General features: G+C 60.2%; 25 protein-coding genes. 18 read left to right on the top strand and 7 right to left on the bottom strand.

Annotated elements, in window-relative coordinates:
- Positions 1-3: 3 nt before the first annotated feature.
- The 4 genes from VJS46_RS11325 (at position 4) to VJS46_RS11340 (ending at position 3,720) form a co-directional block, all read left to right on the top strand.
- The gene (locus tag VJS46_RS11325; protein WP_324060160.1) at positions 4-945 is read left to right on the top strand and encodes a DUF7065 domain-containing protein; all 942 of its coding nucleotides are present in this window, start codon (positions 4-6) and stop codon (positions 943-945) included.
- 82 nt (positions 946-1,027) lie between these two features.
- Positions 1,028-2,071, top strand: a complete 1,044-nt coding sequence (locus VJS46_RS11330) for a hypothetical protein (RefSeq protein WP_324060161.1) — start codon at positions 1,028-1,030, stop codon at positions 2,069-2,071.
- A 95-nt stretch (positions 2,072-2,166) separates the two neighbouring features.
- Positions 2,167-3,321: a thiolase gene (locus tag VJS46_RS11335; protein WP_324060162.1), complete on the top strand. Its 1,155-nt coding sequence runs from the start codon at positions 2,167-2,169 to the stop codon at positions 3,319-3,321.
- Between the two features lie 18 nt (positions 3,322-3,339).
- Positions 3,340-3,720, top strand: coding sequence for a Zn-ribbon domain-containing OB-fold protein (locus VJS46_RS11340; RefSeq protein WP_324060163.1), 381 nt, complete (start codon positions 3,340-3,342; stop codon positions 3,718-3,720).
- Here the strand turns inward: VJS46_RS11340 and VJS46_RS11345 are convergent.
- Positions 3,717-4,493 (bottom strand): IclR family transcriptional regulator, encoded by a 777-nt coding sequence (locus tag VJS46_RS11345; protein ID WP_324060164.1) that lies wholly within the window; start codon positions 4,491-4,493, stop codon positions 3,717-3,719. The genes VJS46_RS11340 and VJS46_RS11345 overlap by 4 nt on opposite strands.
- Positions 4,494-4,653: 160 nt before the next feature.
- Here VJS46_RS11345 and VJS46_RS11350 point away from each other — a divergent pair, with 160 nt between their 5' ends.
- Entirely contained in the window at positions 4,654-5,448 is a 795-nt protein-coding gene (locus tag VJS46_RS11350) for an enoyl-CoA hydratase-related protein (RefSeq protein ID WP_324060165.1), read from the top strand.
- A gap of 5 nt (positions 5,449-5,453) precedes the next feature.
- On the opposite strand, the gene VJS46_RS11355 is transcribed toward VJS46_RS11350, so the two are convergent.
- Entirely contained in the window at positions 5,454-6,344 is an 891-nt protein-coding gene (locus VJS46_RS11355; protein ID WP_324060166.1) for a CoA ester lyase, read from the bottom strand.
- A 200-nt stretch (positions 6,345-6,544) separates the two neighbouring features.
- On the opposite strand from VJS46_RS11355, the gene VJS46_RS11360 reads away from it, so the two are divergent.
- From VJS46_RS11360 to VJS46_RS11400, 9 genes are all read left to right on the top strand, one after another.
- Positions 6,545-7,588: an NADP-dependent oxidoreductase gene (locus VJS46_RS11360; protein ID WP_324060167.1), complete on the top strand. Its 1,044-nt coding sequence runs from the start codon at positions 6,545-6,547 to the stop codon at positions 7,586-7,588.
- 45 nt (positions 7,589-7,633) lie between these two features.
- Positions 7,634-8,905: an acetyl-CoA hydrolase/transferase family protein gene (locus VJS46_RS11365; protein ID WP_324060168.1), complete on the top strand. Its 1,272-nt coding sequence runs from the start codon at positions 7,634-7,636 to the stop codon at positions 8,903-8,905.
- A gap of 48 nt (positions 8,906-8,953) precedes the next feature.
- Positions 8,954-10,162, top strand: coding sequence for a CoA transferase (locus tag VJS46_RS11370; protein WP_324060169.1), 1,209 nt, complete (start codon positions 8,954-8,956; stop codon positions 10,160-10,162).
- Between the two features lie 149 nt (positions 10,163-10,311).
- Positions 10,312-11,106, top strand: coding sequence for an enoyl-CoA hydratase/isomerase family protein (locus VJS46_RS11375; protein ID WP_324060170.1), 795 nt, complete (start codon positions 10,312-10,314; stop codon positions 11,104-11,106).
- Positions 11,107-11,140: 34 nt separating this feature from the next.
- Positions 11,141-11,908, top strand: a complete 768-nt coding sequence (locus tag VJS46_RS11380) for an SDR family NAD(P)-dependent oxidoreductase (RefSeq protein WP_324060171.1) — start codon at positions 11,141-11,143, stop codon at positions 11,906-11,908.
- Between the two features lie 20 nt (positions 11,909-11,928).
- Positions 11,929-12,804, top strand: coding sequence for a MaoC family dehydratase (locus tag VJS46_RS11385; RefSeq protein ID WP_324060172.1), 876 nt, complete (start codon positions 11,929-11,931; stop codon positions 12,802-12,804).
- Positions 12,805-12,886: 82 nt separating this feature from the next.
- On the top strand, positions 12,887-13,408 hold the full coding sequence (locus VJS46_RS11390) for a hypothetical protein (protein WP_324060173.1): 522 nt from the start codon (positions 12,887-12,889) through the stop codon (positions 13,406-13,408).
- A 462-nt stretch (positions 13,409-13,870) separates the two neighbouring features.
- Positions 13,871-14,818, top strand: coding sequence for an SMP-30/gluconolactonase/LRE family protein (locus VJS46_RS11395; protein ID WP_324060175.1), 948 nt, complete (start codon positions 13,871-13,873; stop codon positions 14,816-14,818).
- 41 nt (positions 14,819-14,859) lie between these two features.
- Positions 14,860-15,726 carry a tyrosine-protein phosphatase gene (locus VJS46_RS11400; RefSeq protein ID WP_324060176.1) on the top strand — a complete coding sequence of 289 codons (867 nt, stop codon included), beginning with the start codon at positions 14,860-14,862 and terminating at the stop codon, positions 15,724-15,726.
- Positions 15,727-15,753: 27 nt separating this feature from the next.
- Here VJS46_RS11400 and VJS46_RS11405 read toward each other — a convergent pair whose 3' ends face one another.
- The 4 genes from VJS46_RS11405 to VJS46_RS11420 form a co-directional block, all read right to left on the bottom strand.
- Entirely contained in the window at positions 15,754-16,506 is a 753-nt protein-coding gene (locus VJS46_RS11405) for a hypothetical protein (RefSeq protein ID WP_324060177.1), read from the bottom strand.
- Between the two features lie 39 nt (positions 16,507-16,545).
- Positions 16,546-17,154 (bottom strand): hypothetical protein, encoded by a 609-nt coding sequence (locus tag VJS46_RS11410; protein ID WP_324060178.1) that lies wholly within the window; start codon positions 17,152-17,154, stop codon positions 16,546-16,548.
- Positions 17,105-17,944 (bottom strand): nuclear transport factor 2 family protein, encoded by an 840-nt coding sequence (locus VJS46_RS11415; RefSeq protein ID WP_324060179.1) that lies wholly within the window; start codon positions 17,942-17,944, stop codon positions 17,105-17,107. The genes VJS46_RS11410 and VJS46_RS11415 overlap by 50 nt, the downstream gene beginning before the upstream one ends.
- 101 nt (positions 17,945-18,045) lie before the next feature.
- Positions 18,046-18,822 (bottom strand): SDR family oxidoreductase, encoded by a 777-nt coding sequence (locus VJS46_RS11420; protein ID WP_324060180.1) that lies wholly within the window; start codon positions 18,820-18,822, stop codon positions 18,046-18,048.
- Between the two features lie 313 nt (positions 18,823-19,135).
- Here VJS46_RS11420 and VJS46_RS11425 point away from each other — a divergent pair, with 313 nt between their 5' ends.
- From VJS46_RS11425 to VJS46_RS11440, 4 genes are all read left to right on the top strand, one after another.
- Positions 19,136-21,796, top strand: a complete 2,661-nt coding sequence (locus tag VJS46_RS11425; RefSeq protein ID WP_324060181.1) for a LuxR C-terminal-related transcriptional regulator — start codon at positions 19,136-19,138, stop codon at positions 21,794-21,796.
- Positions 21,797-21,978: 182 nt separating this feature from the next.
- Positions 21,979-23,082 (top strand): CaiB/BaiF CoA-transferase family protein, encoded by a 1,104-nt coding sequence (locus VJS46_RS11430; RefSeq protein ID WP_324060182.1) that lies wholly within the window; start codon positions 21,979-21,981, stop codon positions 23,080-23,082.
- 3 nt (positions 23,083-23,085) lie between these two features.
- Positions 23,086-23,286, top strand: coding sequence for a hypothetical protein (locus tag VJS46_RS11435; protein ID WP_324060183.1), 201 nt, complete (start codon positions 23,086-23,088; stop codon positions 23,284-23,286).
- Complete coding sequence (locus tag VJS46_RS11440; protein WP_324060184.1) at positions 23,283-24,782, top strand: solute symporter family protein; 1,500 nt, start codon at positions 23,283-23,285, stop codon at positions 24,780-24,782. The genes VJS46_RS11435 and VJS46_RS11440 overlap by 4 nt, the downstream gene beginning before the upstream one ends.
- Positions 24,783-24,810: 28 nt before the next feature.
- On the opposite strand, the gene VJS46_RS11445 is transcribed toward VJS46_RS11440, so the two are convergent.
- Entirely contained in the window at positions 24,811-26,352 is a 1,542-nt protein-coding gene (locus tag VJS46_RS11445) for a class I adenylate-forming enzyme family protein (RefSeq protein ID WP_324060185.1), read from the bottom strand.

Genomic DNA, 26,352 nt, shown 5'->3' on the forward strand with positions numbered 1-26,352 from the left:
TTCGTGGAAAACAGTTCGCCATTCGGACCCAAGGATGACCGGCTCCACACCGATCAGATGAGTGACAGGTGGTGGGAAACCGAAACCGCATGGTTTTCCTTCTGCGTGCCGGAGCGGCGCCTTGGGGGCTGGCTTTACGCGCATATCAGGCCGAATATCGGCAATGTCGCTGGCGGGGCCTGGATATGGGACGACAGTGCGCATCTTCCGTGGGAGGTGCTCTATTCCACCAACTACACCGCGATGCGACTGCGTGCCGGAACGAACCTCGATGACTGCGTCCTGCCAACGGGCGTAGGGATCAAGGTAATCGAGCCGCTCACGCGATACCAGCTGACCTACCAGGATGATGAACGGCTCGACGTCAAGCTCCAGTTCGAGGCTGTCATGCCGCCGCGCCCGCTCCGAAGCAAGGGCTCCGTCTTTGGCAATCTCAATCATTTCGACCAGTTCGGACGGGTGACCGGCACCCTTGTTCTTAACGCCGAAGAAATTGCTGTCGACTGCCTCGCCATGCGCGATCGCAGTTGGGGGCCCCGCCCTGAGCATCGCCCCAAGACAAGCGCCTATGTCACTGGCATTGCATCGCCCGGCCATGCCTTCCTTGCCGTGACAAGCGCGGGACCGGACAAGGAAAATATCAGCTACGGCTTCCTGACGAGGGACGGAAAGACCCGCGACCTGGTAAGCGGGATGCGCAAGACCAGAAGAAACCCCGTCAATGGCTGGGCGACAGAGATTGCTATAGAGGCAGTGGACGAAGATGGCCGCACGCTGCGCGCCACCGGACGGCGGCTGAGCGGCATCATCATCAACCGCCATACTTTCATCGACAGCAATGGCCTGATAGAATGGGATATTGACGGCGATCGGGGCCATGGCGAGGATCAGGACCTATGGCTCGTTCATGATTGGGCCGCTGATCGCCGCAGGGCGCGGGGGTGATCCCGCGCAATTGCCCATGATGGCAAGCGGCGCCGTTTTTTCCTGCTTCCACCTCGGATGCAGCCGCTGAAGGAAACAGGTGATGGGAGATCGGATAAACACCATCAATGGTCCGATCGCGCTCGATGCCCTAGGCAAAACCCTGATGCACGAGCATCTGACCATTGGATTGCCGGGCTGGGAAAGCGATACGCTGGCGGACCATCGGCACAGGCGCGATATGGTGGCCCGGTGCGTCGACCTGATCCAGGAACTGCAGGACAATGGCTTCAACAGCCTGCTCGATCCATGCCCGAACGATATCGGCCGGGACGTTGATCTGATGGGGGAGGTCGCAAGCAGGACCGGCTTCAACATTCTGTTCGCGACGGGCCTCTACGATGAATTGATGGGGGGCTCCTATTGGAAGATCAAGGCAGCCCGCGATCCCGATGCCGAAAACTATATCGCCGACATGTATATTCGCGAAATCGAGAAGGGGATCGGTGACGCGGGGAGCAAACCGGCAATCATTAAAGTAGCCACCGGCAGGGGCCCCTTTTCGCATTTCGAAACCATCGCGATCCAGGCGGCCGCCACGGCGGCTGTCGCCACCGGAACACCGATCACCACGCATACGGCGGGGATCGATGGTGACAGGCAGCTTCAATTGCTTAGCGGTCGCGGCGTTCCTGCCCATCGCATCATAATTGGCCATTGCTGCGGATCGAATGACCGACAATATCATCAGGATATCTGCCGCCACGGAGCGTATATCGGCTTTGACAGATTCGGGCTGCTGCAATTCAACAGCGACGAGAATCGGGTGGCCAATCTCTCGGCGCTGATGAAATCCGGCTATGCGCCCAGTGTTATCATTTCACATGATTGCACCTTCAACCTTCGGGGTCCGCTGGTCGGCAGGGACGATATACCGCCAGTGGTCAGGCCCATGCATTTCGTCCGGGAAATCGCGCCCAGGCTGAGGGAGAGCGGCATTGAAGCGCCGGTGATCGAGGCACTGCTCACCGCAAACCCGCGACGCTATTTTAAGGGCGAAGAACCGCCTCCCCCAGCCATCGAGCCCTTCGCGTCATCCCAATTGAGCAATGGCTTTACAGTCCCGAAAAGTGGCCTTAGAGAATAATTATGCGCACATGGTTCGTATATACGAATGAAGCGCCCGCTCGGAATGCTGGGCGGTTATTCGAGATATAGCCTCAGGAACGGAGCTGGAGGTTGATGGAAGTAGAGTCATTCCCCCGTGGCAAGACGGCGATTGTCAGCGCCGCCACATTCGGCATAGGCGAAGCGCCAGGCTATTCCTCGCTCGATCTTGCGGCAAAGGCCGCCGTGGACGCGGTCGCTGCCTGCGGCCTCAAACTCACTGATATCGACGCGACCTTCACTGCGCTGCCCTCCGACATGTTCGGCCTTGCCGCAGCGGAGTATCTCGGCATCAAGCCGCGGCTGACCAGCGGCAACCGGCCCGGCGGCTCTTCTTTCATGACGCATGTCGTGCAAGCCGCCCATGCACTTGAGGCCGGCGCCTGCAACGCCGCACTTATCATGTATGGCAGCAATCAGCGCAGCGGCGCGGGCAAGCTTGTGGCAACGCCCCGCTCGGCGCCCTATGAAACGCCTTACAAGCCGTTCTATCCGGTCTCCGGCTATGCCCTCGCGGCGGCCCGCCACATGTACGAATATGGCACCACGCGCGAACAGCTCGCCGAAGTGGCTGTCGCTGCGCGCGCTTGGGCAAATCTGAACCCGGAGGCTTTTGCCAGGGGTCCGCTGACGATTGAAGATTGCCTGTCGGCCCGTATGGTGTCCGACCCGCTCACCGTTCGCGATTGCTGCCTTGTCACCGATGGCGCCGCGGCGATCGTCATGACCAGGGCGGACCGGGCCCGGGACCTTGTCTCCCGACCGGCCTATGTTCTGGGCGGGGCAGCAGCAGCATGGCACAATGAAATTACGTCCATGCCCGATCTTACCACGACGGCCGCCAAGGAGTCCGGCGCCCGCGCCTTTGCCCAATCGGGTTATGGACCAAGCGACATGGACGTCGTCCAGTTCTATGACGCGTTCACAATCAACACGATCCTCTTCCTTGAGGATCTGGGCTTTTGTCCGAAGGGGGAGGGCGGGCGCTTCGTCGAGCGCGGCGGGATCGCGCCGGGCGGGCGGCTGGCTGTGAACACGAATGGCGGGGGATTGTCCTGCGTTCATCCCGGAATGTACGGCCTTTTCGCGATCTCCGAATGCGTCAGGCAACTTCAGGGAACCGCAGGCGAACGGCAGCGCGCAAATGCCAATCTTGGCGTTGCCCATGGCAATGGCCTGGTTCTGTCCAGCCAGGCGACCATAGTGCTCGGAACGACAGAAACCCTCTGACGGGGGGTGGAGAAAGAAATGGAAATTCATCCCGAAGCCGACTTTCGCCGCTTCCTGGAAGAGGGACGCTTCATGCTTCAGCGGAGCGCATCCAGCGGCAATTACGTCTTCTATCCCCGCGTTGCGGAACCGGTGACCGGGAATACCGACCTTGAATGGGTCCCGGCCTCTGGCCTGGGAACAGTCTATTCAAGCACCATCGTGCGCAAGCGCGATCCGGGTGAGTCTTACAATGTATCGATCATTGAGCTTGCCGAAGGACCGCGCATGATGAGCCGGGTGATCGGCATCGCGCCCGATGATGTGCGGATCGGCATGGGCGTCAAAGCGAAGATCGTCATTGACGACGAAGCTCCGCTGGTCGTTTTCGAACCTGCCGGTGAAGCGGGCGGCCGTTAGTCGTTGTAGCCCATTATTTCGGAAATCCTGACAGCCGTCTGCTTTGCCAGTTGGCTCATTTCGTCCATCCGAACCTCGATACGCGAGGTGGGGGCCGCAAGGACAAGGCTGCCGATCAGTTCGCCGGTTTCACCAAGGATGGGGGCGCCAAATCCAGTGACACCCTCGGTCGATTGGTTCCGCGTCACGGCAATGCCGCGGGCGCGGGCGAGGTCAATCGCCTCCTTCAGCTCGGCCTTGCTGGCGATGCCGCTGGGGGTGAGCGGCTGAACCTTGATCTTCTTCATATAGGCGGCGGCCATCTCGCGGTCGCCGAAAGCCAGGATGACATGGCCGCTGGCTGAAGAATAGAGCGGCCGCCGGTCACCGATCTTTGCCGAGAAACGAAGCGCGCTGGGGGATTCCACCTTGTCGACATAGATTGTCGATTGCCCATCCTCCGAAAGCACACCGATGACGGCGGTTTCGCCCGTCTTCTCCACTATCTCACGCAGAATTGGCCTTGCGACTTCGGGAAAGTGCCGGTTTAAAAGGATATGGCTGGCAAGGCGGAACGCCTCTCCATCAAGCTTGTAGATACCGCCGGCCTGATGAATATGGCCCATGTCAATCAAGGCACGGAGTAGGGCCAGAAGGCTGCTCTTCGGGCTGTTCAGTTCCCGCCCGAGCGAGGACAGCGTCCATTCCTGGCTATCATCGCTCAGCTTGTCCAGAATCTGCAATATGCGGACTGCTGATCTCGGATTTTCGCGGCGGGAGGCGTTTTGAGTCATTTTTCATCTGTCCTAATATGTGAACAGCATTCACCTTGATAAACTAGCGGCGAAGATGTAGATCGGTTACATATCGGAACGCCCTACAGAATATTTGGATCAGATGGAAGATTCCTTCTTCGCGGCCGGTACTGCGCAATTTGCAAGGGAGTGAAACGCGGTGAATGACGAGCTCGTGCTGTTTCAACGGCGGAACAACTCGGCGGTAATCACGATCAATCGCGCCGAACGGCGCAATGCACTCAATGAGGGCGTTGCCGCCGGGATCTCCGCCGGGATCGAAAAGGCGGAAGCTGATCCAGAGTGCCGCTCGATCATCCTTACCGGAGCGGGTGATCGCGCATTTTGCGCGGGCGGCGATCTCGGCAAGGACAAGAGCGGCACGCCCTTTGAAGTCGATTTTTCCAACCCCCGCAATTTCGTGGTCAAGCTGCTGAAACGCATGAATGATTGCCGGCTGCCCATCATCGCGCGCGTCAATGGGCACGCCCTTGCCGGGGGGTTCGGCCTGCTTTGCGCCTGCGACATGGCGGTGTCCGTCGATACCGCGCGCTTCGGGACGCCGGAGAGCCGGATCGGGATATTTCCGATGATGATCCTGCCGCACATGCTGCGCGTCATTCCCAAACGGCACCTTATGGAAATGTGCATTACGGGCGAGCAGATCGATGCCGAGCAGGCGCGCCAATATGGCATACTCAACTATGTGGTGCCCGCGGCCGAATTGGATTCCAAGGTCGAATGGCTCGCCGCGCGTGTCGCGCTCAGTTCCCCGACCGGTATTCGTATCGGCAAGATCGCGCTTTCGGCGATGGGAGGCATGACGATGGAGCAGGCGCTGGAATATGCCCAGGCCATGCTGCCGGTCCTGACGAGCACCGATGATGCCAGCGAAGGATTTCGTTCATTCCAGGAGAAGCGCAAGCCCGCCTGGACGGACGCGCCGCCGTCCTGATCTTTTCAGCGTCGCGTCATGGCGAGAATGGACTCATGCCTGCGCAGGATGCGTTCCGATTGCCGCAAATGGGGCATGTCGATCATCTCGCCTTCAATGCCGACGACACCCATGCCCCGATTAGCCGCGAATGCCTCGACGATAAGCGTCGCGCGCTTCACCGCCGCTGGGGAGGGGGTGAAGACCTCATTTATGATGTCCACCTGATCAGGATGAATGGCAATGCGCCCCGTAAAGCCGTCGCGGCGTGCGCAGAGGCAGTTTGCCCTGAACCCATCAATGTCGCGATAATTGGTAAAGGCAGTTTCTATCGGCTCGACTCCCGACGCCACGGCGGTAAGTAAAGCCATCGACCGGGTCATCACATAAGTCGGGGTGTACGCGCCGCTCTCGTCATGATTTGCCTCCGCGCCAATGTCTGCGGCCAGATCCTCACCGCCCCAGGTAAGGCCGCTCATGCGCTTGGTCGAACTCGGAATCGTTGGCAGGGCCAGGACCGCCGCGGCAGTCTCGGTCGCCACCGGCAGAACCTTCGTCGTGCCATCAGTAATGCCATTGCGCGCCTCATGCACCGACAGACGGGCGCAAATGTCCGCCATGTCCCTGCCCCCTACCGCCTTCGGGATCAGGATTCCATCGGGTTTCCCCGCCATGACCGCCGCAAGATCCTCATCCGTCAGGCCGGTATCCAGCGAATTCACACGAACATAGAGCAACGGCCGCGCTTCGAGCGGCACCTGCCGTTCAAGGAACGCAAGCGTCATCTCACGTGCTTTTGGCTTTTCCGACAGGGCGACCGAATCCTCAAGGTCCATGATCAAGGCATCCGCTCTGGACTCCAGGCACTTTTCCTGTTTGCGGGCGCTGTCGCCCGGCACAAACAACATCGATCTCATGTTCCTTAAGACTCCGCATCCAGGTTGTGGCGATCGCCCGCGGCTCCCAATCTCGCCAGGCGCACATCCGCCGAAGGCAAGGCTGCGCTGGAGCCGTTCGGTCGCATATACATTCGATGTTCTCACTTGTAAACGCACCCGGAGTCAATTAGTTTGCTCTCCGACGGTCAATGCTGACCTGCGACTGGTGGATATCCTTCGTGACAAGAAAACCCGAACTTCCTCCTTACAGCCTTCCGTCTGAAAATCGGGCGGCGGTGCTGGTGCGCCGTGCCGAAGGCATCCCCCAGGCCAGCGATTTTGAACTGACGTCCGGCCAAATAACAGAACCGGGCGATTGCCAGTTCCTGGTACGAAACCTCTATCTTTCCGTCGATCCTGCCCAGCGGGGATGGGCCGCGGATGTTGCGAACTATTCGACCCCGGTGCCGCTGGGTTCGCCAATGCGGGCCCTGGCGGTTGGCGTGGTCCTGTCTTCCAATTGTGACGGCGTAGCCAAAGGCGATGTGCTTTACGGCTGGTTCGGATGGCAACAATATTGCGTTGGCGGGCCTGGCGATATCCTGTTGCGCGGCCATTATGACGTCCCGTTGACCGCTTATCTCGGCTTGCTCGGCATCAACGGCCTCACCGCCTATCTGGCGCTCACCGGCATCGGCAGGCCATGCAGCGGCGACACGTTGCTTGTTTCGACAGCGGCCGGCGCGGTGGGCAGCTTTGTAGGCCAGATCGGCAAGCTGCTCGGCTGCACGACCGTCGGGCTGACCGGCAGCGACGGGAAAGTGGCGCGATGCAAGCAATCCTACCGTTATGATGCCGCGATCAATTACAAGGATAGAGATTGGGAAGAACAGTTGCGGCAGGTGCTGTCAGCAGGTGCCAACATCTACTTTGACAATACGGGCGGCCACATACTTGATGTCGCGCTACGCCAAATGACCACAGGAAGCCGCGTTGTTCAGTGCGGCACGGCTGCCATCTCCAGCTGGAACCCTCCGCCGCAGGGCCCGCGCAACGAGCGGGAGATTTTGACCCGCCGCCTGCAGTGGGGCGGCTTTGTCATATTCGATCACCTGGAGAGCTTTCCAGAGGCCGCAGCGAAGCTGACCCAATGGCATCGCGATGGATCAATCACCTATGATGAGGATATTTCCGTGGGATTGGATCGCGCGCCTGGCGCAATCGCCGAAATATATGCCGGCGCAAACACCGGCAAGAAAATCATCGACATAACCGGCCCCTGAAAGGCGAAGCAGTTCAAATTGAAGGGTTCCCGCCGAGGAGGGTATATGCGCATAGTTGAAGAAGAGCGGCTGGACCTTTCGGAGTTCATAAGGCCGGGCGACACGGTGGTCTGGGGTCAGGCCTGCGCGGAGCCGCTCACTCTCACGGAAGCGCTGGTCAGGCAGCGGGCGAAAATGTCCCGCATCCGCGGGCTGATCGGCGCCAATTTCTCCAGCACCTTCAGTGCCGAGCACGCCGATCACATCGATTTTGTTGGAACCGGCGCGGTGGGCACCGTTCGCCAGCTTGCGAAGGCGGGGGTGGTCGACATCATCCCCTTTCACATTACCGCCTGCGACCGCGCGATCGAGAATGGGTGGCTTCAGTGCGATGTGGTGCTTGTGCAGGTCTCGCCGCCCGATGACGAGGGACGATACAGTATCGGCCTGACGAGCGACTGGATTCGCACCGCCGTCAAACATGCGCGAGTGGTCGTTGCCGAGGTCAATGCGCAAGTACCGCAAACTACCTGCACCGAGCCGCTGACAGAGGCCGACATCGATATTCGTGTCGATACCGATCGTCCACTATTGGAAGTCAAGTCCGTCGTACCGGGCGAAACCGACCATGCCATCGCGCGCCATGCTCTGGAATTCATCCCCGACCGGGCTGTCGTGCAGGTGGGCATAGGATCCGTTCCCGACGCTCTGGTGCCCATGCTCAAGGATCATAAGGGGTTGGGCATCCATTCCGGCATGATCGGGGACAGCCTCGTCGACCTGATCGAGTCCGGGGCCGTGACGAACGAATTCAAGGAAATCGACAAGGGCGTCACGATCACCGGTGCGCTTCTGGGCACGCGCAAGCTATATGATTTCTGCGACCGGAATCCGCGTATAAGATTGGCTCCGGTTTCGCACACGCATGACATCGCTATGGTATCATCGCTCTCAAATTTCATCTCGCTCAATTCGGCCGTCGAAGTCGACCTGTCGGGGCAGATCAATGCGGAGGCTGCGGGGAAATCCTATCTTGGAGCGGTTGGTGGACAGCTCGATTACGGGCGGGCGGCGCTTCGTTCGCCCGGTGGTCGCTCAATCATCGCCTTGCCCAGCGCAACTGCTGACGGGAAGAGCCGGATCGTCGCGGCATTGAGCGGACCTGTGACCACGCCGCGAAGCGATGCGGACCTTGTCATAACCGAATATGGCGTGGCGGAACTTCGCGCCAAAAGCTTTGGGGAAAGGATCAAGGCCCTCATCGCCATTGCGCATCCGTCCCATCGCGAACAGCTGGAGCGCGAGGCATTTGTCGCCGGCGCTGTTCACGCCCGCTAAACTGACGGATACGAGATTAGTGCGAGAGGCCATCAGGGAGAGATGTTAATGCGCCCCTTCGAAAAAATCCGGATCATCGAGCTGGGCCGCGTCTTCGCAGCGCCCCTGGCCTGCCAGCTGCTTGCTGATCTGGGGGCGGACGTGATCAAGATCGAGGATCCGCGCGGCGGCGACATGATGCGCAGCGCGGGACCGGGTTTTGTCCGGGACGCGCAGGGAAATGAAACTGCCAATAGCGGCAAGTTCCAGGCACTCAACCGCAACAAGCGCTCCATTACGGCCGATATCACCACCCCGGAGGGGCAGGAGATCGTCCGCAATCTTGCGGGCAAGGCTGACGTTTTCGTTGAGAACTACAAGGTCGGCGACCTTGCGCGGCGCGGCCTGGACTATCCTTCGATCAAGGCGATCAATCCCGCAATCATTTACGGGTCGATCACAGGCTTTGGCCAGACCGGGCCCTATCGCGCGCGCGCGGGCCTTGATCCGGTGGCCCAGGCCATGAGCGGCTATATGAGCGTCAATGGCGAGGCGGACGCGCCTCCGCTGAGAACTACGGTCAATATCATGGACTTCGCGACCGGCGTGCTCGCCGCGCTGGCCATTGTCACTGCGCTTTATCAGCGCCGCGATACCGGGGAAGGACAGCATCTCGATCTTTCCCTCGTCGACTGCGGATTGGCGATGATGGCTTTCTCGCTGATCCCGTCGCTGCTCGATGGCAAGCAACCGGACCGAACCGGATCGCGCAGCCGGCATTGGGTGCCAAGCGGCGTCTTTGATTGCGCGGACGGCCAGATCTATCTGGTTTCCGGACCCGACCGGGATTTTGCCAGATTCTGTGACGTCCTGAGCCGGGCCGAATGGAAGGACGATCCCCGCTTTTCGACTCGCCCGGCGCGTGACGAGAACGAAGACGCGATTGTCGCCCTGGTGAGCGATGTCTTGCGGACGGCGCCGGTTTCGGCATGGGTCGAAAAATTGGGTGCGGCGGGACTGGTCGCGGCGCCGGTCTATCAGTTCGCGGACATTCCCGCCGATGCCCAAATCAAGGCACGCGGTTCCATTTTAGAGCTGCCACACCTCGCGGGCGGAACGACGCCCATTGTCGAAAATCCGATGCGATTCTCAGCAATTCCACCTCGCGAGCATGTCGCCGCGCCCTTGCTTGGACAGCATACCGACGAGGTCCTGGCCGATCTGCTCGGATATGACAGGGATCGCATCGTCGCTCTGCGGGCGTCCGGTGCGATCTGAATGGAGCTCTCCTGAAATAGCGGGCGCACGACACATCGCCTTGCATAAAATTCAAAATATGTTCTAATAAGTGTACATCGTTTACGAATGGGTCAAATTGAACGGACCCTGCGAAGCCCGCCATGGGTCTTTTGGATTGGAGTTCAGGAGTGGAAACCCCCCAACCCGCACCGGTGATCCTCACCCGCGAGAACGAGCTGGCGATCCTGACGCTGAATGCGCCGGCGCGGCGAAATGCGATCTCTACCGAGATGCGGATTGCATTGCGGGAGGCTCTGCGCGAAACGCTGGCTGATCAGGCTTGCCGCGCAATCATACTCACAGGTGCGGAGGGCGTCTTCTCGTCGGGCGCCGACGTCGACCAGATGCAGAGCGGGGATTCGGTCGACATGGACCGCGTTCGTATGCGGTATTCCGTGCTGCATGATGCGGTGAAGTTGATCTGCCAAGGCGGCAAGCCCGTAATGGCGGCGGTCGAAGGATATGCAATGGGCGCCGGCCTGTCGCTGGCATCGGCATGCGACTTTCTCGTCATCGCGGAGACCGCCAAATTAGGCGCCGCCTTCGGGCGGGTGGGCCTGATCGGCGATTGCGGCCTGCTCTGGACAATGCCCAAGCGGATTGGCGAGGCGCGAACCAAGGACTTCATGTTCGGCGGCCGTTCGATCACGGGCCGCGAGGCGTTTGACATGGGATTGGCGGACCAGCTTGTCGGCCATGGCGAAGCGCTCGCCGCGGCCAAGGAGAGAGCGCGTAGCTACACGTCCGTTGCTCCGCTGACCATTGCAGAAACCAAGACGCTTCTTGCGGCCGAATTCTCGTCCTTCTCCGCCTTTCTGGCGGCGGAAAGTGCGGCTCAGGATCGCATGGTCTTGTCTGAGGACCATAATGAAGGCCGCCGTGCCTTCGCTGAAAAGCGGCGCCCCGAATTCAAGGGCCGGTGATCGCCGCATCGTAGCATATTATTGGAGATAGGAATTGGATAGGCTCAACAGTCTGGAAGGCAGGCGGATCATTGTGACCGGCTCGGCCCAGGGCATCGGACTTGGAATCGTCAAACGCGCGCTCGATTTGGGCGCCCAAGTGGCTGCAGTTGACCTCAACGCCGACGGCCTTGCGGCCATCGAGGCTCCGGAAGATCGCATCCTGCGTATTGCTGGCGACGTATCCGATCATGCCTTTGCGTCGAACGTGGTGGAACAGGTAGCCGTCACCTGGGGCGGGATCGATTGCCTGGCAAACAATGCCGGGGTTTCCCGGCCAGCGATGATCGACAAAATGACCATTGAGCAGTGGCAGAAGGTCATGGACGTAAACCTGACCGGCTGCTTCCTCTTTTTGCAGGCGGTCGGCCGTCATCTTTTGGAGCGGGCTCGCAACGGAGAGCGTGGCCATGGGTCAATCGTCAATATTTCCTCTGACGCTGGCAAGCGCGGATCGATAGGGCAGATCAACTATGCCTCGGCCAAGGCGGGCCTGCTGGGAATGACCATGAGTGCGGCCCGCGAATGGGCCAAGCACGAAATCCGGGTCAATGCGGTCTGCTTCGGCGTCGTCGAAACGCCGATGACCGAGGTGGTCCGGGGCGAGAAGTTCCGCGATGGCATCCTCGCGCAGATTCCGATGGGCCGCTGGTCACAGCCCGAGGAAGCCTCTTCGGCGGTTTGTTACCTGTTTTCCAACGGCGCGTCCTACATCACCGGGCAGAGCATCTCGGTGAACGGCGGATACCATATCGCGATCTGACGGTCGCCCACAGAGAGGGCATGATGCTCAACTACGGCGAAGTGAAGAATTTCCAGTTCCGCAAGGACCCTTCAAGCTATAGCTCAAAGGACGCCATTCTTTATGCCCTGGCGCTGGGCTATGGCGAAGATCCGCTGGACGAGCGCCAACTCCGTTACGTGACCGAAGCGGACCAGTGTGTTGCCCCGACGATGCCGGTCGTATTCTGTCATCCCGGTTTCTGGATCAAGGAGGCGCAGCTTGGGCTGGACTGGCGAAAATTCGTGCATGTCAGCCAGCGGTTGCGGCTGGAAGGTCCGCTCGCCAGTTCGGGCACAATCACAAGCAATACCTATAACGCCGTCGTTGCCGATCGGGGCGAAGGCAAAGGCGCGATTATTGTGCAACGCCGCGAAATGTCCAACCAGTCGGACGGACAGCTCATCGCAGTCATTGAATCGACCTATCTCGCACGCGGGGACGGCGGGTTTTCGGCGGCTGACGGCCACAGTGACCCGTTGCCTGAGACCGCTGGCGCAGCACCCCGCAGCGGCGCACCGGACGCCGTGGTGGAAATCCAGTCGTTGCCGCAGGCCGCCCTGCTGTACCGGCTGAGTGGCGATTTCAATCCGCTGCACGTCAGCCCCTCCGCCGCCACGGCCGCAGGTTTCCCGCGGCCTATCCTGCATGGCCTGTGCACCTATGGCATGGCAGCACGGGCCGTCCTGGCATCATTTTGTGACTATGACAGGAGCCGCCTGAAAGAAATTTATGCCCGCTTTTCAGCGCCCGTGTTTCCCGGGGAAAACATTCGGGTGGAGATGACGCGGACGTCGCACAATATCGTCAATTTCGAAGCGAGTGTGCGGTCCAGGGAAACGGCGGTACTCAAGGATGGATGGGCGCGCATCGACTGAGACGCGCCGCCACCGAAGCGTGAGACAAGAATAAGAACAAAATGTTGAATTGTGATTGATTTCAAGACGAGGAGAAATTTGCATGTCTGATACTGGCTTTAAGATCGAAATCCCGGCCTTCTCGAAGCAGTTCCCGAGCGATATCAAGATGTCTGCTCAGGAAATGATCGATTTCAACCTGGAGCATGGGCGGAAGTTCATGGAGGGCGACATCGATGGTATCATGGAGCATTCCATTATTGATGAAGCCGTGTGGGAATTTTACCCAAACCGCATTCGCGTGGCCGGTAAGGAAGCCCTGCGCCGTTATCACGAACTCAACTACAAGATTGTGATCGAGCAGGTCGATCCCCGGAACTTTGGCGGCGATACGCGCGAATTCTATTCGACGACCACCAGCGAGAACGTGCTGACACATGAATTCAGCTGCAAGTTCACCCGGAAGGACGGTACGTCCTTCCGGGGCTATTGCATTGCCGTCATCCCGTTCGCGGATGGAAAGATGGCCGGCGAACGCATCTACATGGACAAGGAAATGGGCGAATTTTTTGAGGAAGGCCTGGATGAGGACTTCTTCAAGTTGCCGGGCGTCGAACGGTTCTGAACCCAAATGAAACTGGTGGATCGCGCCCGGCATGATACCGGCCGGCGCGATTTACATCGACCGACGCGCGCGGCCGCGTGAAAGCCGCGCTCAAGGGGCGGGGTCAGCCGGGACCCAAGCGCCTGGGCTATATGGAAAATGGCAGATGTTGATCCATGAATCCGGACCAAAATTTTCGTGCAATCAAGAGATAGGTTGAGGCCGAAGAGCGGCGGGATATCGCTTCTGATTCAGGCCGGAGCGGTCCAACACCCTTGGCGTACGGAGCGATGAATGACGGGCGTGAAAATAATAATAGCAACTCTCCTGGTCTTTTTGGGCGCTGCTGCCCCGGCATCTTCCGGATCAGCGCCACAGGAGGCAGCGTGCAAAGCAGAGGGCGGACTTAGTTTCGTTTGCGGCCCGCGGCGGCCAGAGGACATCGCCGTGCTGCCAGGAGAGCGTTGGCTGATTGCGAGCGGGATGGCCAAAGATGGCGGCCTTCATCTTATCGATGTCCGCAACAAGCGCTGGCGGCGCTGGACGGCGGCGTTCAGCGGCACGCCAGATCCGCGTTTTCCAGATTGCAGGCAGCCGCCCGCAACAGGACAGTTTATCGCCCACGGCCTCGCGCTTGTGCCGGGTCGCGCAGGAAGAGCGCGGCTCTATGTGACTGGCCATGGGGAACGCGAAGCTGTTGAGATATTCGACATTGAGGCCAAGGGAACGGAGCCGGCACTTACCTGGCGAGGATGTTTGCGAGCGTCCAAAGATGTGGAATTCAACAGTGTCGCGGCGGCACGGGACGGAACAATATTGGCGACCGCGCTCCACCTGCACGGAAAAAGCCTGGCCGACGCGTTCGATGGGAAGGCGACAGGCGCGGTGTTTGAGTGGCGGCCGGGCTATCCCGCCTTTCGTGAGATTGCGGGCACGAGCCTAGCCGCCAATAATGGCATCGCCTTTTCTGAAGACGGCAAGACGGTCTATGTCGCCGCGTCCGCCGCCCGGCAGGTGGTCGCCTTCAGGCGTGGCAAGAACTGGCGGAAGCTGTGGGCAATCGATGTCGGCAACCTTTTGCCGGACAATCTGCGCTGGGGACCGGATGGCAAATTGTACACTGCCGGAATGGTGGACGATGAGCCCGGATGTGGAGGGCCGGTGCGCACCAAAAACGGTGCCGTTGATCTTATGGGATGCGTGCGCGGTTTTGCCGTGGCCGCCATTTCCCCGCGCACAAGAACAGTCCAGGCCGTGTTGGCGAGCCCTCCACTTGCCGGTTATGCCGGCGCGGCCACGGCGGTGCCGGCGGGAGGCTATATCTGGATGAGCTCTTTCTTCGCCGACAGGCTGGCTTATCGGCGCTGGCCCATCGTTCCCGCTGGTTCCCGGAGCCCTCGTCAGGCGCAGGAGAGCGGAAATAACTTCTGAATTGCCGAGCAAATATTTTACTCGACGCACTGGGGCCTGCCATGAAAATATTTCAATTTCTCGCTTGCGGGGCGCTTGCCGTCGTCACGCCTTTGGCGGCGCCGCAGATCGCCGCAGGCAAGGAGTCTTCGCTCCAGTTACCCCAGCCACCGGCTCAATACACTTATGAGCGGGTGCTGCCCCTTGAAGGCGGGCAGAATTTCAGGGAGCTCGGCGGGTACCCGGCGGTAGGCGGCCGCCATGTCCGCTGGGGTCTGCTTTTCCGCTCGGGGTCCATGCAAAAGCTCACTCCCACCGACTTTGCCTATCTTCAAAAGCTGGGCATCCGAACGGTGGTTGACTTTCGTTCCACGCAGGAACGGAGCGCGGAGCCGGTAAATTGGCCGGAAGGCGGACCCAACGTCTTGTCGGTCGACTATGACTTCGGCCTGCTCGCTCGTCACATGACGGGCCTGAAGGACATGAAGCCAGATGAAATGCGCGCCGCGATGGTTGCGATGTACCCCATCATTCTGGACCAATTCAACGGCCAGTACCGGCGCTTGTTTGAACAATTGCTGGCGGGACGCGTGCCTTTGGCCTTCAATTGCTCCGCGGGGAGGGACCGCACGGGCGTTGCCGCCGCACTGATCCTGACCGCCCTTGGCGTTCCGCGTGAAACCGTGATCCAGGACTATCTTCTGACCAACCGCTATTTCCATCTGGACCAGGCGGGCCCGGCAGCACGCAACTGGGGCGAAATACCACCCGCGATGCAGGAACAGATGCTGGCTTCCTCACGGCCATCGATAGAAGCCATTTTCAGGATCGTCGATCGGCATCCCGGCGGCGCGCAAGGCTATTTGCTGGACAAGCTGGGCCTCGATCAGTTAAAGATCGCCCGCCTGCGCGCCATGTACACCGAATAGGGCGCTCAGCCCCGGACGGCCAAAGAGCTATTCAGGGATCGGGCTCCTGAGCGCTTCTACATCGAAGATGTGGACGATTTCGAAGGCGTCGCCCTGTGACGGCGGCAATGGGCCGTCTGGCGGATTGTCGATGAAGATCACCGCATCTGCGGGGGAGGGCGTCGTCGCGGCGTCACGCCGGAAATCGACACTGACGCCCACGCCAGGATCAAGCGCGGCGAGTTCCCCGGCATAGGCAAGAGCGGCCTCCTCGAATGTCGCCAATGACTCACCCAGGCCGCAGCGAAGCAGAATGATTTGACGCGATCTCGGCTCATCGGGCCGCGACGGATGGGGATTGGCTTTCACTATCCTTTCTTCCACCGGCACCATGAAATAGCTTTTGCGCGGAAAGGGCTGAATTATAAACGGCGGGAGCACTTCGTTCACGCTTGCCTGTGCCGCGCTGGTGGAATAGAGCGCCCGTGCCGCCTGCTTGTCTTTCTCGCTTTTCCACGCGAATTCGGTGATCACCTTGTAAAGCGGGGGATCGCCCAATTCGCTCTTCATGATGAAATTGCGCTGGTAACGGCACATGTGCGGCCACAGGAAACGCGCCGTCACCGAATGTTCATTCTCATACCAGCCGATGAGTTCGTCCGTCATCTTTTCGGATGGGATGAGGAACCCGACAACCTTCAGGTGCCCAGGGGGCAAGAGGGCATCAAGTCCGCGTTGAAGGGCGGAGCCGTCCTTTTCAGCCGCTTTTTCTGCCGCATTTTCCCCATCCGACATCGCCATGACCGATTTCCCTGCCTTGATGCGGCATCGCCGCCTGCCTCACCAATCGGGAGCCGGAACGAACCGGTATTCCCTGACCCTGACCGCATCGGTCAGATCCACTCCGAAGCTCTCGAAATCCGGCGCCCAGGCCATGCGGATTACGCTGATATCAGGAGCGAGCGAATCCCAATGGCCGTCATTCCGATAGACCATTTTCCGGCTGATATGATTGTCGATGACACGCCGGGCACCCGGCGGCGGTGGCGGGACATCGCCGCTGCCTTTATAGAACCAGATGGCCTTCGCTTCGCCAGTTTCCTGCCCAAGCGGAGCGTCGAGCGGCTCGGCGGCCACGACATGCTCTTCTTTCCCGGCGACATACAGGTCCATGTCGCCAATGAAACTCCGGTCGTCAGTGAATACCTGCTCAAAATCCTGCATTGACGCATAGGCTTTGGACGGCGTCAGAATATCCATCGCGGCCGGGACCCAATGTTCAGTGACAGAGTCGGGACTTTCCCGGTTTTGCACCAGGTTTACCGTGTAACCCAGCAGGCACCGGGTAAGGCGCTTCCCCAGAGGGGCATGCACCTGAATATAATGCTGGGCAAATTCGTCACGGCTGACACCGTCCTTGCGGCGAAACAGAAAAATCGTCTTTTCCAAGCCCCTTGTCCTTTCGCGCCCCGACCGCGGCAAGGATTCTACGTTCCATTGTATAGCGGTCGGTCACAGCCCGTATATGGGCCACCGCGCCATTTTCGATGCGGGCCATGCCGGTCGCGTATAACGAGGCGCTTACGCCTTCGTGGCCGGCAAGTTCGTCCAGTCCGCCAGCATATTTGCCATCGATCCTGATCTGAAAGGCGACCCGCTTTCCGGCCGACATGATATCGAGCACTTCCGAGCTTTCGTCCACGAACAGCACCCGATCGATGGAGGGCGCGACTGCTTCGTCGTCCAGGCTGCCGAGCCGGCTTTTCAGAAGCCCGCCTTTCTTCAGCCAGGCCGATACCAGTTGCTCGCTGGACGCATCCGCCGCTTCAACCGGACCGGTCCATGGGGCAAATGCCGGTTGATCGATCGGGTCCGGCACCGTGGTCGTGAGTTGACGGCGGCGCCCATAATAGTCCTGCTCGATGCGGCATTCGGAAAGGCGCTCTCCATTCCAGCGGTAAAGGCTGACGCCATGCCATACAGTGTCGGCATCATATTGGGTCGAATGCCCGAATTCGCTGAAATACATTGCGCACCGGTCACCGTTCGAAAAGAAGTCGTGAACGGTAAACCCTAGTCCGGGATAAGCCTTGAACTGCCGGTCGGCAGCAGGCTTGTACGCTTCCTCACGTCCGGTGAAAACATGCTCGCCCATGTAGAACGTATAATCGTCCGCCATGATCTGGTCGGCCACAGTGAAGTCATATGTCGCCGTATAGCCGAAGCAGTATCTTTGCATAAGATGACTGAGAGGATCCACCTGAATTTCCCTTCATTAGTTAATGATCCCGCTATGCGGCAAAGCCCGGGCGGGACGAATGCAGTTCTGGCCCCTGCCTGTCAGCCGCAGCCGACAACTCCGCCATCGACCGGTATTTGCGCCCCGGTGATGTAACTGCCCGCGCGCGAGCAGAGGAATATGACAAGTCCGGCAATGTCGTCGGGCCGCCCCAGGCGCTTCAGCGGAATATGGGCGAGAAGCGCAGAATCCACTTCATCATCATCACGCATATGGGCCGTCATTTTCGTGGGGAAATAGCCCGGAATGACCGCATTTACCGTGATGTTCCGAGCCGCCAGATCGCCTGCCAGATCGCGGGTCAGCATGTGGAGCGCGGCCTTGGAGGCGGCGTAGCTATATGCCTGAAGCTTCTCCGGCTTGATGCCTGCAACCGATCCGATATTGATGACGCGCGCAGGATCCAGTTCCGTACCGGCGGCCGCCAATTCGGGGAGCAGCTCGCGCACCAGCGTGAACGGGGTCTGGACGTTGACGGCCATTACGCCGGGCCACGCCTTGTCGGGAAAGGACTCGACCGGGCCGCCCCAGGTTCTTCCTGCGTTGTTGACGAGGATGTTACACTGGCCCGCCACCTCCCGATAGCGTTGCGCAAGTTCAACCGTTGCTTCCGCTGTCGACAAATCCGCCGGAAGGGGAATGCAGCGGCCGATAGATCCCATCTCGGCGGCGGCCTGTTCACAGATTTCCGTCTTGCGCGAAGTAATCGCCACCGTTGCACCCGCGCGAAGCAGCCCTTCGGCGATCATACGCCCCAGTCCCTGCGCACCTCCGGTAACCAGCGCCGACTTGCCGCCCAGGCTGAATAAATCGCTCACATCATCTCCATAAGAATAGTGGCACGCAGCACCTTCCTGACCGTTGCCATGCCTTGCTGATGGTTGCTGCAGGTGCGCCGCAACCGGACCTATCCAGTGATAGGGTCAGATCGGATAAAATTCGCCATTGTTCCAAAAGGAAAATGCTTGCGTGGGCGGAACCACACGGTTTTTTCGCTGGAAGGAGAATTTGGCTGGAGATTGACGAGCCTATCGACCTACCGTTAGAAAGGAAGAATTATTGAAGGTGCAGAATCTGCATAACTATGATGCACGCGAAGAAAGTGCCTCAAGCAAAAAATGGAGAGGAACGTTGGGTCTGGTTCCAACAGTCATCACGGCTCCGCGTCGCACGCCGGCCATTGTCCGGCGCGCCGCCATCGACCAGCTGACCAAGGAGGTCGCGGCTTCCCGTCTGACGATAATCGACGGTCCGGCGGGCAGCGGCAAGACAACAGCCGCGCTTTGCTGGTTCGACAGCATGACCGCCGAAGGGCGGCCGGGCCTCTGGATCGCCACTCGGGCAGGCGTGCGGGATCTCGCTTCATTCCGGCTGGCGTTGACGGAGGCTGGCATTGCCGCCGGCCTGCCATGGGAAGGGCTCGACCCGAACGGCGATGCCTTGCTGAAGAACCTGGCCACGCATAATGATCGCCGCCCCGTCATCGTCATTGAAGACGCGCAGCTATTGCCCGCCGACGTTCTGGAATTCATCGGCCAATATATAGCGGCTGCCCGCGACGCAGTGACCACGATCATCGTTTCGCGCGGGTCCGTGGGCATTCCGATTGCCCGGATGCGGGCGCTTGGCTTCCTGGTGGAAATTGGATTGAACGAACTGCAGTTCAGTCCCTCCGAGGCGGCCGAACTCGTTTCTTCCATCGTTGAGAGACCGATAGACCGCAACCTCCTGAAGCAGATTGTTCGCGAAATGGATGGCTGGGCATCTGGCCTGGTGATGGCCGGCGAGTATCTTCGCAAGCGGTCAGCGCATGGTTTCGGCGGCCAACGCAATCTTTCGGAAATTTTTTATGCGGAACTGACCAGCTATTTTCAGGAGGAAATTCTCACGCGGCAGGAGCCTCATATCCAGCAGTTCCTCATCGATACGTCCGTTCTCGATATTCTCACGCCGTCCGCCTGCGCAGCGATTCTCGGTGACGACAATGCGCGGGAGATCCTTGAAGAAGTCCATCGCCTCGGGCTGTTCTTGAGCAAGGTCGAAACCGAGAGGAACGGCTACTCCTATCATATACTTTTCCGCAAGATGGTCTACGATGCGATGGTCGACCGCTCGCCCGCGCGGGCCGCCGAATGTCATCGCCGCGCAAGCCGCTATTACGCTGGGGCAGGAGAGGCCATGGCGGCCGTCGAGCATGCCCGGCTGAGCGGCGACGAGGAGTTCCTGGCGGACCAGCTCAATGATCTGGCGAACGATCTGATCTACCAGGGTTATCTTTATCATATTGAAGAGCAGGCATCGGGGCTGCCCTGGGCTGTCATCGGCAAGAGGCCGATACTTCTGCTTGCTCTTGCCTGGCGCAAGACCAGGCGGCTTTCGCTTGCAACAGCCGAGCGTTATTTCGCCGCTGCGGAGGAAATCGCCAAGGAGCGTCCGGACGACCGGATGCTCAATTATCTCCTGCTGCATCGCCGGATTCTGCTTGAAGCAGCGCGTGACAATCTGCGCTTTGTGGAAACAGAGGCGGAAAAGCTGCTCCTGGAGCTGGGCGATGAGGAACCCTATCTGAGTTGCACCCTTGTCGGTCAGCTTATGACGGCAAGGCGGGAACTCTTCCACTTCCAGGACATCTTGAAGCTGGAAGCAGAGACGCGGCGCGCATTGGAACGGCCGGGCTCGGAATTTGCCTCCATCGCGCTCAAGGCCACCGTGGCGCCAACACTCATGGCGCTCGGCAAGGCCGCCATGGCCCGAAGATTCCTCGACGAAGCGTTGGATCTGGCGGAAACGCGCTGCGGGGTCGGTTCAAGCGTCGCCGCTGTTCCGGCAATGATGCTGGCCGAAAACCTCTACGACACGGGGGAACTCGACCGGTCAGCGGAGCTGATCGAGCAATATCTGCCCGTCGTCCGTCAATGGGGCATGGTCGACGAGGTTGCGGCGGGCTTCATTACGCGTGCGCGCCTGACCTTTGCCTGCGGCGAGGTCAGCAAGGCGCTCGATGGCCTTGAGGAAGCCCATCTCATTGCCATCGAATGCGGATTGGACAGGCTGCGCACCCTTGTCGTGTGCGAGCAAGTGCGGATTCTCATCCGGTCGGGGCAGATTGCCGCGGCCGAGGATGCGCTGCGGGCAGGAGACATCTGCATCGACGAACTCCCGGTGCCTACTTTGACGCCAACGCGCAGGAATGAGCATATTGCGATCGCTTGGCTGCGCATCGAAATCCTGCGTCACCGCCTTGATCGTGCGAAAAAAGTCGCCAGTCGCTGGCTCGAATTCGTCAAGCGCAATTCGGCCAAACGGTCCATCGTGACTTTTCAGTTGCTTCTGGCTGAAATAGCGGTGCTGGAGGGCGATCGGTCGCGGGCGCGAAGGGCGATCCGCGAAGCTCTCGAAATTGCCGAAACCGCAGGCTGGAACCGCATCTTCCTCGACGAGGGCGAAGTGATCTGCTCCCTGCTGGCCGAAAGCTACGGCACCGGTCCCATGTTGGAAACCCCTGCGGAGGTCTTTGCATCGCGCATCGTTTCGGCGCTGAACGGCGAAACCGCCGTGCAGGTTGACGAAGCCGATGAAGATGACTCCTGCCCGATCTCGCGGCTGATGGATCGTGAGATCGAGATATTGACAATGGTCGGCGGTGGTCTGCGCAACCGCGAGATCGGCGAGAGGCTGGGGCTGACGGAGGGCACCGTCAAATGGTATCTGCAACAAATCTTTGACAAGCTGGGTGTCCGGCGCCGGTCACAGGCAGTCCTTCGCGCGCGCCAATACGGCCTTTTTGGCTAGGGGGTTTCCGCAACGTTCAGGTTGAAAAACCTATCGAACAGCAGGTTCTCCCCCAGTCACTCTCCATCATCCTGCTCAGCCCGACTGTATGTGAGGATTTGCATGACCAACAGGGCAGGCCTTTGGGAGCGATTTGGCTGGAGCGCTGGAGCCAGCCGTGCCTGCATCGGGGAGGTGCATCAATGACTGCTTGCACGGGTCCCCTTCTCAGTCTCAAGATCGTTGAGATCGATGCAATCGGGCCGGTTCCGCTTGCGGCCATGCTGCTGGCGGACATGGGCGCGGATGTGATCCGCGTCGCTCGCCCCCCAGCAGGCGGGGTTGCGGGTGCCTGGGACGACGTCGGAGGCGACGTCCTCCACAGAAGCAGGGATGTCGCCTATCTCAATCTCAAGGATCAGGGGGATCGTGAATCCCTGCTCGATCTTGTCGAGCATGCCGACGCCCTCATTGAGGGCTTCCGTCCGGGCGTGATGGAGCGGCTCGGCGTTGGGCCGGAGGTCTGTCTGTCCCGTAATCCGCGTCTGGTCTTTGGCCGGATGACGGGCTGGGGTCAGACCGGTCCGCTGTCGATGCGTGCGGGTCACGACATCAACTATATCTCCTTGACGGGCGCGCTTCATGCCATGGGCTCGCCCGATTCGCCACCGCTAGTGCCGCTCAATCTTGTCGGCGACTATGGCGGCGGCACAATGTTCCTGATCGCCGGTCTGCTGGCCGCGATTCTTTCGGCGCAGCGGACGGGGAAAGGGCAGGTGGTGGACGCCTGCATCACCGACGGCGTAACGTCGCTCATGAGCCTTTTCCACGCCTGGACGGCAAAGGGCCTGTGGCAGGACGCACCCGCTTCAAACCTGCTCGATGGAGCCGCGCCCTTTTACCGCTGCTACCGTTGCGCCGACGGCAGGGACGTGGCGGTCGGGTGCCTCGAGCCCCAATTCTTTGCGCAGATGATCCAGGGCCTGGGTCTGGAAGACCGCGGCTATCTGCAGAATGACCGGGACGGCTGGCCTGCCATGGAGGCGGATTTCAAGGCAGCATTCGCAAGCCGCACGCGCGACGAGTGGGCGGCGCATTTTGCCGGAACCGACGCCTGCGTGACCCCTGTGCTTTCCATGGCTGAAGCAAGCCTTCATCCGCATAATACTTTGCGCGGAGCCTATATTGAGCGGGACGGCATCCTGCATCCCTCACCGGCGCCGCGCATGTCCCTTACCCCTTCGGCCATCGGGGATTGGAGAGAAACGTCCGTGGCGGAGGCCATAGCCCGGTGGAAGGGGGACTGATCCTTGCGCATCCAAACGAGAGTTTTGCTCATCACCGCGCTCGCGCTGCCCTCGATCGTCTTGCCAGGCTACCCTGAACTCACACCTGCCTGGTTCACCGACGACCTCGCGGGCGTTCCGGTTGTAATCTGGTTTGTCATGGCCTGGTTTGCGGCGCTGACGCTTGCATCCTGGATACCCGTGGACGGGAATGAACCGCGATGAACCAGATTTACTATTTCCTTGCGACGATAGCCGTCACCATCGCAATCACTTTCTGGGCCGCACGGCGCAACAGCGGGCGCGCTTCCTTCTATGCCGCGGAAGGCAAGATAACGGCGCCGCAAAATGGCCTTGCGATCGCAGGGGATTTCCTGTCCGCCGGCACCATCCTGGGCATTGTCGGCCTGTTCTTTGGATTTGGCATGGACGCCGCGCCCTACATGATAGGGCCGATGATCGGGCTGCTTCTTATGCTGGCGTTCATTGTGAGCCCGCTGCGCAGGCTTGGCCGCTATACGCTTGGCGATGTGATTGCGCATCGGCTTCAATCCGCCCAGATCAGGGTCGTCATCGGCCTATGCGCTGTCGTCATTTCTCTCATCTATCTCGTCGCCCAACTGGTTGGGGCAGGGGGGCTCATAGCCATCGTGTTCGGCATCCCGTTCAATCTGGCGGTCATGATCATCGCGGCGCTGATGACGATCTACGTCGCCTTTGGCGGCATGCTGGCAGCGACCTGGGTACAGATCGTAAAGGCGGTGCTGCTGGTCGGCATGATCGCGGCCCTCGCCATATTATGCATCGTCCAGGCAGGCGGTTACGCCCGGCTGTTCGATCTTGCTGAAATGAGCGCGCGCAGCCGGGACATGTTCCATTTTGGCGGCCTGCACCTTGGCGTGTTCGGGGCGGCCAGCCTGGTCCTTACGCTTGCCGTCGGGATGATGGGGATGCCCCATGTTCTCATCCGCTTCTTCACCGTTCCCGATGAGGCAGCGGCGAGACGATCGCTCGTGATCGGCACTACGGTCATTGGGACGGCCATGGCGGTCGTGCTGCTGGTCATCGGGCCCGCCGGCATTGCGTTTGTAGGCGCTGAGGAGACGCTGCGCGATGCGTCGGGAGCCATCGCCGGCGGCAGCAACATGATCACCATTCATCTTGCCCGCCTTCTGGGAGGCGAGCTGCTATTCGGCCTCATGAGTGCGGTTGCCCTGTCGACCATCCTTGCCGTGGTAGCGGGTCTGACGATCTCCATCTCCTCGGCGACCTCACACGATCTGGTCCTTGGCGTTCTGACCGGAAAGCCGTTGCCGGAAAGGACAGAGATGATCCTCTTCCGGCTGGCGGCCCTGATTACCTCGGCGGTTGCGACCGCGCTGGCCATCCTGTTTCAGGCCGAGAACATCACTTTTCTGATTGTGATGTCACAAACCGTGGCGGCCAGCACCACATTTCCTCTGCTCATCCTGGCCATTTACTGGCGTGGCCTTACGGTTGCAGGTGCGGTATCGGCAGGCCTGTTCGGGCTCGTGTCGAGCCTGCTCGGGATCATCGCCGGCCCCGCGGCATGGGTGAACGCGCTCGGACATGCCGAGCCCCTCATCCCTACCGATTATCCGGCGCTTGTGATGGTTCCAGCGACCTTCGCCATTGCATGGATCGTGTCATTGCTGACCGCGCAACCCGCAAGCAGGGTGAAATCAGCCGCTCCGCTGTGAAGCATCCGGGGCCGAGCGTCCGCGCCCTTCAGGTCTGCTTCGTGACAAGCTCCCGCAATTGAAAGCGGATGATCTTGCCAGAGCCTGTCCGGGGAATCTGGTCAACGACCTGAACGACCGCAGGAACCTTGTAGGATGAGAGGTGCTGGCGGCAATGTTCGATCACCACGGCTTCGCTGAAGGAAGCGTCGCGGGGGATCACGAACAGACCGGGGACTTCGCCCAGGCCCTCGTCCGGCAAGCCTGCAACCGCACAGTCCATCACGCATGCGAGCTTCAGCACGACTTCCTCGATCTCCGCGGGCGCGATATTCTGCCCGCCGCGAATAATCAGCTCCTTGATCCTGCCCGTGATTGTTATGAAGCCGTTGCGGTCCGCCTTTGCAAGGTCGCCGGTATGATACCAGCCATTGCGCAGGGCCTTGGCGGTTTCTTCGGGCTTGTTGAGATAGCCGAGCATGACGTTCGGTCCCCGAACGATCAGTTCCCCCTCCTCACCGGGATCACAATCCCGCAGCGTGGCCGGATCGACGATCCGCACCGCAAGACCCGCGAGCGGCAGGCCGCAGGACCCCGGCACGCGCCCGGACTGGGCCGCGTTCATCGTGACCATGGTCGAAGTTTCGGTGATGCCATAGCCATCGAGCAGCGGCACGCCGAAGAGCTTTTCGAACTCCTCATTGAGGGTCGCCGGCAGGATCGCTCCCGCCGACACGCAGACGCGCAGATGCGAAAGGTCCACGCTTCCCTGCTCCCTCGCACCCTCCATGAGATAGTGGAAGATGGTGGGAACGGCAGGAAGAACCTTGAATTCCCCGCTTTGCAGCAGCCGCAGCGTCTCGCTGGTCGAATAGCGTTCCATCAGATAAATGGACGCGCCGGTCGCCACGACCGAGACCACGGCAAGGTTGAGGGCATAGGAATGGAATAGCGGCAGCGGCGAGAGAATGGTGTCGTCCTCGCTAAGGCCAAGAAGGGGCGCCCAGCAGGCGGCCGTCACCCATAACATGCCCCGGCAAGACAGCAGCACGCCTTTTGCCTTGCCCGTAGTGCCTGAAGTATAGACGAGGAAGGCCGCACAATCGATGTCCGGGCCGTCCCGAGCGGGAGCCGAACCCGCCGTTTCCGCCATTTCAGTAAAGCTGAGGCCCTCTGTGGACAGGTCCACCGGAATGATTTTCTCCAGGCTGAACGCTTCGGCACGCAGGCCATTGACGCTGTCCGCCTTGGCCGCCAGCGTGAACACCAGACGGCAGGCTGCGTCCGACAAGCGGTAGGCCACTTCGCTTTGGCTGGCGTCTATGCTGATCGGAACAGCGATGCCCCCGGCGCGGACGATACCCAGCACAGCCTCCACCCAGGCGACCGAATTGGGCAGGTAGACTGCCACGCGGTCCCCTGGTCCAACGCCAAGGTCGGCGAGATGGCTGGCGATATTCGCCGTCCGCCGGGCAAGGTCCGCATAGGTCACGCTGCTGCTCGCGTCGCAGAATGCAATCTTCGCTCCGTTGCGAGCCGCATGACGCTCCAGCAGGATCGCCAGTGGGGCGATGAGTTCGGTTCGAAGCAT

It is taken from the genome of Rhizorhapis sp., assembly GCF_035276005.1.
GTDB lineage: Bacteria > Pseudomonadota > Alphaproteobacteria > Sphingomonadales > Sphingomonadaceae > Rhizorhapis.

What these genes read in the sequence shown, in the direction of transcription:
- VJS46_RS11445 (WP_324060185.1), bottom strand. Translation starts at nt 26,352, where the DNA reads ATGCTTCGAACCGAACTCATCGCCCCACTGGCGATCCTGCTGGAGCGT.
- VJS46_RS11405 (WP_324060177.1), bottom strand. Translation starts at nt 16,506, where the DNA reads ATGGCGATGTCGGATGGGGAAAATGCGGCAGAAAAAGCGGCTGAAAAG.
- VJS46_RS11355 (WP_324060166.1), bottom strand. Translation starts at nt 6,344, where the DNA reads ATGAGATCGATGTTGTTTGTGCCGGGCGACAGCGCCCGCAAACAGGAA.
- VJS46_RS11385 (WP_324060172.1), top strand. Translation starts at nt 11,929, where the DNA reads ATGATGCTCAACTACGGCGAAGTGAAGAATTTCCAGTTCCGCAAGGAC.
- VJS46_RS11340 (WP_324060163.1), top strand. Translation starts at nt 3,340, where the DNA reads ATGGAAATTCATCCCGAAGCCGACTTTCGCCGCTTCCTGGAAGAGGGA.
- VJS46_RS11330 (WP_324060161.1), top strand. Translation starts at nt 1,028, where the DNA reads ATGGGAGATCGGATAAACACCATCAATGGTCCGATCGCGCTCGATGCC.
- VJS46_RS11415 (WP_324060179.1), bottom strand. Translation starts at nt 17,944, where the DNA reads ATGCAAAGATACTGCTTCGGCTATACGGCGACATATGACTTCACTGTG.
- VJS46_RS11440 (WP_324060184.1), top strand. Translation starts at nt 23,283, where the DNA reads ATGAACCAGATTTACTATTTCCTTGCGACGATAGCCGTCACCATCGCA.
- VJS46_RS11345 (WP_324060164.1), bottom strand. Translation starts at nt 4,493, where the DNA reads ATGACTCAAAACGCCTCCCGCCGCGAAAATCCGAGATCAGCAGTCCGC.
- VJS46_RS11430 (WP_324060182.1), top strand. Translation starts at nt 21,979, where the DNA reads ATGACTGCTTGCACGGGTCCCCTTCTCAGTCTCAAGATCGTTGAGATC.
- VJS46_RS11365 (WP_324060168.1), top strand. Translation starts at nt 7,634, where the DNA reads ATGCGCATAGTTGAAGAAGAGCGGCTGGACCTTTCGGAGTTCATAAGG.
- VJS46_RS11390 (WP_324060173.1), top strand. Translation starts at nt 12,887, where the DNA reads ATGTCTGATACTGGCTTTAAGATCGAAATCCCGGCCTTCTCGAAGCAG.
- VJS46_RS11370 (WP_324060169.1), top strand. Translation starts at nt 8,954, where the DNA reads ATGCGCCCCTTCGAAAAAATCCGGATCATCGAGCTGGGCCGCGTCTTC.
- VJS46_RS11335 (WP_324060162.1), top strand. Translation starts at nt 2,167, where the DNA reads ATGGAAGTAGAGTCATTCCCCCGTGGCAAGACGGCGATTGTCAGCGCC.
- VJS46_RS11400 (WP_324060176.1), top strand. Translation starts at nt 14,860, where the DNA reads ATGAAAATATTTCAATTTCTCGCTTGCGGGGCGCTTGCCGTCGTCACG.
- VJS46_RS11395 (WP_324060175.1), top strand. Translation starts at nt 13,871, where the DNA reads ATGGCCAAAGATGGCGGCCTTCATCTTATCGATGTCCGCAACAAGCGC.